Raw genomic sequence first — 6,206 nt, 5'->3', positions numbered from 1 at the left:
GAAAATTCATTTTTTGTGGAACCGGCTTTCGGATCTGTTGTTGAGATTGGTGCAGGATGTCCGATTTAAATGCGTAACAAGTCGTCTAGTTCGCGGTAATCCGGCAAAGTTGTATCAATTTCTCTACCCTGCCGCAAAACTGTGCGATCGCCCTGCGATCTAGATAACAATTCGCTGAAATTCCGCGCCTTAAACAAAATCAAATCTGCTGGTAAACCAACTGCAATTCTTCCTAAATTCGGCAATCCCATTAAATCGGCTGGAGTCTTTGTCACTGCACGGGGCCAATCCCCCCAAGGCCTATCTAAATGGGCGATGCGGACTGCCATATTAAAGACTTCCAAAACGTCGTGATCGCCAAATCCGTAAAACGGATCGCGGCAATTGTCGCTAGCAACTGCAACCGGAATTCCGGCTGCTTTGAGTTCGTGCAGTAGGGTAACTCCCCGCCAGCGCGGCGTAGCCTGAGATTGTCTGTCTTGCAGGTAAAGGTTGCACATCGGCAAGCTGACAATGCCAATATTTGCTGCTTTGACTAAGGCGAGGGTTTCTGTTACTAAATCTGGCGGTTGTACGGCTAAACTACAGCAGTGACCGCAGATGATTTGACCGGAAAATTGATGGCGGATGGCGGTTTTTGCTACTTGTTGCAGTGTTACTGAATCTGGATCGCCGTTTTCGTCGGTGTGGAAGTCGAGGTTTAAATTGCGTTCTTTGGCTAAGCCAAAAACTCGATCGAGTTGTTTGTCTAAGTCGGGATTCATATAGGCAAATCCGCCGAGAATGCCGCCGATTTGGGCTATGCGATCGGCTAATTTTTCGCCGCCAGGTGTCAGGAAATAGTCGAGGGAAACCAGGGAAACTGCTTGCAAGATCAGCCGATCGCCCCATTCGCCTTGCAGGGCTTCAAATACTTCTAAACTAACGCTTCCCTGTTCGCCCGCGCTGTCGATGTGAGTGCGGATAGCCTTGGTTCCGCGGGCGTAGCTGCACTTTAGTCCGAACTCGATTCGCCGGTAAACATCGTCTGCATTCCAGTTTTTTTGAGCGTCAGCCTGCACTGCTTCGATCGCGCTGGCAAAAGTTCCATCGGGATTGGGCGATCGTTCCCAAATGTGACCTTTGTCTAAATGGGTGTGCATATCCACAAAACAAGGCCAAACTAAGCCGCCCTGCAAATCTACAACTGGGATATCTCCACATGATGATACAGGTTTTGTACCTGCTGGGATAATTTCGGCGATCGTACCCCCTGCAATTTCCACATCCACCAAACACACACCCTCGCCCGTGTGTCTGACCCAGGCCCGATTGGGGTTAAGTGCGATCGATTGCGTCTCAGAAAGAGACACAGGCACCCCAGCATTTTTTAGCAAATAATTAGATGTACTTGGCAACATTCAATTTATCAGTTAATCTTTAGATTAAGATTTCAGCGCCACCAAAAAATGGAACCCAAAAGCATCGTTAATAGACGATTGGTGGCATTTGTGCGCCCGGCTACATTCTCAGTATAACCCTGACACGACAAATAGTAGATGCTCAATTTTTAAGTCATCTTAGGCAAACAAGCCGACCATCTAGAATACTGAGAAGGCAAATAAATCTAGACAGTATCGGTTATCCTTATAATTTGAGCGATCGCACTCCAAAAACCTTGGTTGAATCGGATAAAAAACGGGTTTGGCAGTTCAGCGACCTTATAGCTACTCTTTGCCAGAGTCGCTGATTTATTCGATCTGTTTGTGGCGGCGATATCGCTGGTTTGTACAGCACAAACTTACCAGCTTAGTTCTTAATGACGAACCGATCGCGCGGAAGACAAAGGAATTGGAATCGCGCCACGAAGGCGAGGCAATTATCGTGGAATTATGTCACCCTCAAAGTCGGAATTAAGGCGTTTTGAGCAAAAATATTCCACTTGAGATTTGAGATTTGAGATTTGAGATTTGAGATTTACCAAGAATTTCAAAGGTGGTACCCGCCACGTGATTTATCCGTGGAATCAATCCCAAATCGATTTTCGAAAATCCTCAAGCCTCCGCATTTATCCGTGGGGTCAATCTAAAATCTAAAATCTCAAATCTAAAATCGATTGACTGCACGTCGGCGGCCCGGAATCTCAAATCTTTTTTTTCGCTTTTGTTAAAACTTCAAAGTTGGCATTTGGCAGTTGTGCTGTCTTTAGGTTTTGGCTATACAGTCCAAGATTTAACTCTGGACTTATATCAAATCCGACGAAAACCTCCTGTTATCCTGAAACACAAGCAGAGAAAGGGTTGTGTGTGTGTAGCGCGATTGTTTCAACCCTTGAGGTGTGTACTGTTGGTATGATGAATCACTGTTTCAGATTGCGATTCGGCTTACAACCAACAGCAACATCTATAGCAAGAGCCAAAAAGAACTGTGTCAAAACCCAAGCATATAGTTTTAACATCCCATCCCCACAGATCCGGCACAAAACCTCATCCCATTTACTGGGGAGAAATCGATCCCCTGAAACGGGGGCCTGTGATTGGCAGCCTCAGCAAATCGTCTCACCGGAATGCGATCGGCACTCATTCGGGTTCCTACTCTGTTTATCGAGCGCTAGCAGTTGCCAACGGCGCACTCCCAGCGGATCACCGCCCCGATTTTACCAACACCTCTCCGGCGGCACACATCGGGCCACACCCGAGTTGGGGCGATCGCGATTTGATTGTTTCTCTCGATCCGTTTGGAGGTTTGGTCAGCGAAATTTATACTTCCTTTTTCCAGCAGGGATACGATATTCGACCGACAATTGCTGTAACTAAAGCTCACATTAATATGCCGGAATTGCAAGATGCCATCGCTAAGGGGCGGGTGCAAATTGATGGCAAAATAGTCAAAGCAGGCGGCAATTTAGCAGTCACTAAAATTGCGATCGACCCGGTGTGGTATTTACCGGGAATTGCTCGGCGGATCGCCGTCCAAGAAAGCCTTCTTCGCCGTGTCCTGTTCGAGGAAACAGGCGGAATGTTCTCGGACTTAGTGACGCGGCCGGACTTGCAGGTTTTCTTGCCGCCAATTGGCGGAACTACGGTTTATATCATTGGCGATGTCGCCAATATTTCTGACTCGGACAAGCAGTTGGCGGTACGGGTACACGATGAATGCAACGGTTCTGATGTCTTCAGTTCGGATATCTGCACTTGCCGCCCTTATTTGGTACACGGGATTGAAATTTGCATCCAAACGGCACAATCCGGCGGCTCTGGCGTAATTGTTTACTTCCGCAAGGAAGGAAGAGCTTTGGGGGAAGTGACTAAGTTTTTGGTGTACAATGCCAGAAAACGGCAAGAAGGCGGCGATCGAGCTGATGCCTATTTTACGCGCACTGAATGCGTTGCGGGAGTTCAAGATATGCGGTTTCAAGAACTAATGCCAGACGTGCTGCACTGGTTGGGTATCTCTCGAATTGACAGTTTAGTTTCTATGAGTGATATGAAATACAATGCGATTATCAATTCTGGGATTCAGGTGGTCGAGCGCATCCCCATTCCTGAAAATTGGATTCCCGCAGACGCACAAGTCGAAATCGTCGCCAAAAAAGCCGCCGGCTACTATACGCCAGGAACTGTGCCAGATGCTACAATTCTTGCAGAAGCGATCGGACGCGATTTAGGAGATTGAGAGGGCAAAGACGCGAGCGATCGGGCGCGAACAATCGCGTCTTTGCTAAATAAAATTTATTGCTGGTTTTTGATCAGTCAGGGTAGGTTATGCCTCATTTGCGTTCTACTGTGATCGTAAAAACAGATATTTGCGGATATACCGCCAGAGTTAAAAAATTATCTCAGTCGGACTTAAGTAGTTTGTTAAACGAGCATAAAACTTTTATTTCAGATATTAGCACCAAAAATGAAGGCAGCGTAATTAAAGGAGAAGGTGATTCATTTTGGATAATTTTTCCCAGCGTCACATCAGCGGCTGTAGCAGCTCTAGAAATGCAGCAAGAATTGAGAGCGCAACAATCTAGCAAGGCGAACGACGAACGATTGGCTATTCGCGTGTCGATTACATTAGGAGATGTCTTGCATCAAGATAAAGATATCTTTGGCGATACGGTGAATTTAACAGCGCGGATAGAATCAGTTACTCCGCCGGATGAAATATATTTGTCCCAAGCAGCATGGCTGGCGCTCAATAAAGCAGAAGTGCAAACGTCTTTTGTTAACGAGTTTTCTTTGAAAGGGATGAGCGAACCTGAAAAAGTTTACAAAGTTGACCAAAGTTATAAAACGCGAATTATAAAAAATCAAGCAATAATTAAAGCAGATTTGAGAGGTTTTATTGCTTATCAAGAATCTAATTCTATCAAAGACGTTGAATATTTGCTCACTAATTTTGATGATTTTGAAAAAACAATTTGCGAAGAATACGGCGGTACAATTCGGAGCATTGTTGGGGATTCCCATTTGTTGACTTTCCCGGAAGCTCACTCAGCCTTAGCGGCTATGGAAAGTTTGTGCGAGAATTGGAAAGTTTTTATTCACGCCAATCAAATACCTTGCGGCTTGTCCGTGGGAGTTGCTAAGGGAAATTTATATATATTTAGGTCTTGCACTTACGGAAAAGATATTAATATAGCCGACAGGCTGGAAGATTTAAGTAAAATAGTATCTCCGGGGACAGAAAAAAATTCGGTGATAGTTTCCGATCAAATAAAACGCGAAGTCAGCGGCTCGAAGTGGGAATATAAGCTGATCAAACTCGATAAAAATTCGATTTTAGATAATCTTTTAGATTACAGTCAGTTTGACTTTTTTAAAGAAAACGATGTTTATCGGTGTTTGGTGGTATGAAGTTGCACAATATTGAACTTGAGACTGTAGAATATCTGAGAAGGCCGGCTGCTATTCGCCAAAAGTGCGATCGGCTTTTTGATTTAGCCCGCCTGGACAAACTCCGCTACTTCCGCGTCGATTTATCCCAACTCGACAAAGCAGCAAATTATGTAATTGACACAACGCGCCAACAGTATCCCGATTTTAATATTCCCTTTCACAGTCGCTGGCGGCATTTTGAAGCCGGCAACCTGCCGCGACTCCCCGAATTGGATTCAGCAATAGCCGAATTTTCACTCATAGAGCAAGCTAAGATCAAATTTGATTTAGCAATTGTCAGCGTTTTGCTCGATGCCGGTGCTGGTACAGATTGGCAGTATTGCGAAGCTGAAACCGGACAGGTTTACCGCCGTTCTGAAGGGCTAGCAATAGCCAGCTTGCGGATGTTTTGTCAAGGTGTTTTTTCCAGCAATCCCGATTTTCCTTGGCAAGCTGATTCTCGCGGACTTTCTCAATTAAAACTAGAAACCTTAGCTGCGGGATTTCAGGTAAGTCTAGACAATCCGCTAGTTGGTTTAACAGGCCGATTAGAATTATTGCAGCGTTTGGGAAATGCGATTTGCCAGCATCCATTATTATTTGGCAGCGAAAACCCGCGTCCCGGCAATTTGGCAAAATACTTGCTAGACAGTCAGGTTTCTGGAGTCAACACTGTGAATGCTACGGTGGTGTTGAGCGCTGTCTTGAGAGGTTTTGGGGAAATTTGGCCGGGAAGATATGCAATTGGTGGCGTTAATTTAGGCGATGTTTGGCGGCATCGGGCTTTAACAGGAGAAAATCTGGGAGATGAATTCGTGCCGTTTCACAAACTATCGCAGTGGTTGACTTATTCGCTGTTGGAACCCCTGCAAGAACTGGGTTTAGAAGTCGCCGGATTGGATGAGTTAACGGGATTGCCGGAGTACCGAAACGGCGGTTTGTGTTTGGATATCGGGCTGATGCAGGCAAAAGATTCGGCTATTTTTGAGCAGAGTTACTTGCCGGGTGAGGAAGTTATAGTAGAATGGCGATCGCTCACTGTCAATCTTTTAGATAAAATTGCCGCAGCTATTCGAGAAAAGCTGCTTTTGAGTGCGGATCAATTGCCGCTGGTGAAGATTTTGCAAGGAGGAACTTGGGCGGCGGGGCGGAAAATTGCGGCCGAATTGAGGGCTGGTGGAGTGCCACCAATTCAAATTGAAAGTGACGGTACTGTGTTTTAAAGGGAAGAAGGAAGAGGGAAGAAGGAAGAGGGAAGAAGGAAGAGGGAAGAAGGAAGAAAGAAGAAGGAAGAGGGAAGAAGGAAGAGGGAAGAAGGAAGAGGGAAGAAGGAAGAGGGAAGAAGGAAGAGGGAAGAAG

Annotated in this window: 5 protein-coding genes; 4 read left to right on the top strand and 1 reads right to left on the bottom strand. The window is 45.8% G+C overall.

Annotated features, from left to right (window positions below; translation table 11 throughout):
* Window positions 1-65: 65 nt before the first annotated feature.
* Complete coding sequence (locus tag QUB56_RS21115; RefSeq protein ID WP_332957846.1) at window positions 66-1,400, bottom strand: cytosine deaminase; 1,335 nt, start codon at window positions 1,398-1,400, stop codon at window positions 66-68.
* Window positions 1,401-1,683: 283 nt separating this feature from the next.
* On the opposite strand from QUB56_RS21115, the gene QUB56_RS21110 reads away from it, so the two are divergent.
* From QUB56_RS21110 to QUB56_RS21095, 4 genes are all read left to right on the top strand, one after another.
* Entirely contained in the window at window positions 1,684-1,896 is a 213-nt protein-coding gene (locus QUB56_RS21110) for a hypothetical protein (RefSeq protein ID WP_332957845.1), read from the top strand.
* Between the two features lie 510 nt (window positions 1,897-2,406).
* On the top strand, window positions 2,407-3,654 hold the full coding sequence (locus QUB56_RS21105) for a GTP cyclohydrolase II (protein WP_332957844.1): 1,248 nt from the start codon (window positions 2,407-2,409) through the stop codon (window positions 3,652-3,654).
* A gap of 89 nt (window positions 3,655-3,743) precedes the next feature.
* Window positions 3,744-4,826, top strand: coding sequence for an adenylate/guanylate cyclase domain-containing protein (locus QUB56_RS21100; RefSeq protein WP_332957843.1), 1,083 nt, complete (start codon window positions 3,744-3,746; stop codon window positions 4,824-4,826).
* Window positions 4,823-6,070: a URC4/urg3 family protein gene (locus QUB56_RS21095; RefSeq protein WP_332957842.1), complete on the top strand. Its 1,248-nt coding sequence runs from the start codon at window positions 4,823-4,825 to the stop codon at window positions 6,068-6,070. The genes QUB56_RS21100 and QUB56_RS21095 overlap by 4 nt, the downstream gene beginning before the upstream one ends.
* Window positions 6,071-6,206: the final 136 nt, after the last annotated feature.

Source organism: Microcoleus sp. AR_TQ3_B6, from assembly GCF_036702785.1.
Classification (GTDB): Bacteria; Cyanobacteriota; Cyanobacteriia; order Cyanobacteriales; family Microcoleaceae; genus Microcoleus.
The sequence above is the reverse complement of the archived record's forward strand: the minus strand, read 5'-3'. Positions and strand labels throughout refer to the sequence as shown.

Coding starts and splice junctions, on each gene's coding strand:
- QUB56_RS21115 (WP_332957846.1), bottom strand. CDS start 1,400: ATGTTGCCAAGTACATCTAATTATTTGCTAAAAAATGCTGGGGTGCCT.
- QUB56_RS21100 (WP_332957843.1), top strand. CDS start 3,744: ATGCCTCATTTGCGTTCTACTGTGATCGTAAAAACAGATATTTGCGGA.
- QUB56_RS21095 (WP_332957842.1), top strand. CDS start 4,823: ATGAAGTTGCACAATATTGAACTTGAGACTGTAGAATATCTGAGAAGG.